The 2,094-nt window shown below is 43.8% G+C and carries 2 protein-coding genes; one reads left to right on the forward strand and one right to left on the reverse strand.

The window, feature by feature from the left end:
- Positions 1–82: 82 nt before the first annotated feature.
- Positions 83–1,831, forward strand: a complete 1,749-nt coding sequence (ltrA, locus tag F6K53_RS38200) for a group II intron reverse transcriptase/maturase (RefSeq protein ID WP_293084965.1) — start codon at positions 83–85, stop codon at positions 1,829–1,831.
- Here ltrA and F6K53_RS38205 read toward each other — a convergent pair.
- Positions 1,783–2,094: hypothetical protein (locus F6K53_RS38205; protein ID WP_293084968.1), on the reverse strand; the 312-nt coding region annotated here is incomplete at its 5' end. The genes ltrA and F6K53_RS38205 overlap by 49 nt on opposite strands.

A 2,094-nucleotide genomic window follows, 5' to 3' on the forward strand; every position in this document is an offset into this window, starting at 1 on the left:
GTCTGCATAGCCTTGGGGAAAGCCCAAGGATATGCAGACGGACACCCCTGAGTTTGGCAAGAGTAGAACACGAGTAGCAGTTATGTCCAATACACACAATCCTGTGATGGTGGAACTGAATAACTGGAACTCCCTCAAATGGAAATCCATTGAGAGGGCAGTGTTCAAGCTGCAAAAGCGTATCTATAAAGCCTCACAGAATGGGGAGCGAGCTAAAGCTAGAAAGCTCCAAAAACTACTAACCAAATCCAAATCTGCTCGGTTATTAGCCGTAAGGAAAGTAACCCAGGATAACAGAGGTAAAAAAACTGCCGGAATAGATGGTAAGAAATCTTTCTCACCAAATGAACGGTTAGCCTTAGCCCAGTCCCTAGAGCTGGATGGAAAGGCAAGGCCGGTTAGAAGGATTATGATACCGAAACCCGGAAGGAAAGAAAAAAGACCTCTGGGAATCCCTACTATGGAAGACAGAGCAAAACAGGCACTAGCCAAATTAGCTCTAGAACCAGAGTGGGAAGCACAGTTTGAACCTAATTCCTACGGTTTTAGACCCGGAAGAAGCACAAAAGACGCTATAGCAGCAATATACTCTGACATAAATCAGAACAGTTACTACGTGCTGGATGCGGACATAGAGAAGTGCTTTGACCAAATCGACCATGAAAAACTGTTAAATAAGGTAAACACTTATCCTCAAATGAGGAGACAGTTAAAAGCTTGGTTAAAAGCTGGAGCCTTAGGAAAAGAAGGATTCATAGAAACTCCCGCTGGCACACCCCAAGGGGGGGTAATCTCACCATTATTAGCTAACATAGCCCTCCATGGGTTAACTCAGCTAATGAACAAGACTTACCCGGTAAGGTACCATTACCAGCATCTAGCTCAAAAGTATAATCTCCCTCCAAAAAGAAATCTCAGACCACCTTTGGTTCATAGATATGCGGATGACTTTGTAGTTCTCCATAAGAGTAAAGAGATGATACTAGAAGCAAAGGGAGTCATCCAGGATTGGCTAAAAGAAATCGGACTAAACCTAAAAGAGGCTAAAACTTCTATAGCGCATACCTTAGGGAGGAAGGGAGTAAAAGCAGGATTCGATTACCTCGGTTTCAATGTCCGACAATATGAGGTCAATGACATAAATAGCGGAAAGGACACTAAGGGAAATCCACTAGGATTTAAAACCCTAATAAAACCAAGCAAAGATGCCATAGATAAGCATCTTAGAAACCTAAAGGACACTGTCCGCCGCCATAGAAATTCAGACCAAGCTAATCTAATCGGAGATTTAAACTCAAAGATTACTGGATGGGCTAACCAATATAATTCGGTGGTAAGTTCCAGACTATTTGGCCAACTAGATAATAAACTATTCCTAAAGTTAGAGCGATGGGCTAAATATCGGTCTCCAAATATTGGAGCAAAAGAAGCCATAGCTAATTACTGGTGGATAGATAAAGGTGAAGGCTGGGTATTCAGGACACCTGATGGTCAAAACACCCTACAAAATCATAAAGACACGCACATAAAAAGGGTGATAAGGCTGAAAGAAGGGAAATCCCCGTATGATGGAGATTGGCTCTATTGGGCTGAAAGGTTAGTCAAATATCATGGGATTAAACCCACTGTGAATAAACTCCTGAAAAGGCAGAAAGGGAGATGTGCCCTGTGTAATCACAGATTTATGTCTGATGATTTATTTGAAATAGACCACATCATCCCTAAGAGAGCTGGAGGTAGTGATAAGCTAACTAATAAACAGCTCATCCACTCTCATTGCCATCATAATAAAACTTGGCAACAAAGAGAGGAATATCCCCATAAAGTGTAGGCAATCCCAATGCCACCAGGAGGAGCCGGATGATTGGGAACAGTCATGTCCGGTTCTGGAGGAGAGTTCGAGGGAGGAATCCCTCGTTCGACTCTAATAGTGGGCATCCTGCCCGCTCGAAAATAAGGAGGAAACGGGCAAGATGCCCATTCCACGGCAAGATGCCCATTCCACGGCAAGATGCCCATTCCACGGCAAGATGCCCATTCCACGGCAAGATGCCCATTCCACGGCAAGATGCCCATTCTACAGGTGCGACCCAA

The organism is Moorena sp. SIO4A1 (assembly GCF_010672065.1).
GTDB lineage: Bacteria > Cyanobacteriota > Cyanobacteriia > Cyanobacteriales > Coleofasciculaceae > Moorena.

Coding starts and splice junctions, on each gene's coding strand:
- ltrA (WP_293084965.1), top strand. CDS start 83: ATGTCCAATACACACAATCCTGTGATGGTGGAACTGAATAACTGGAAC.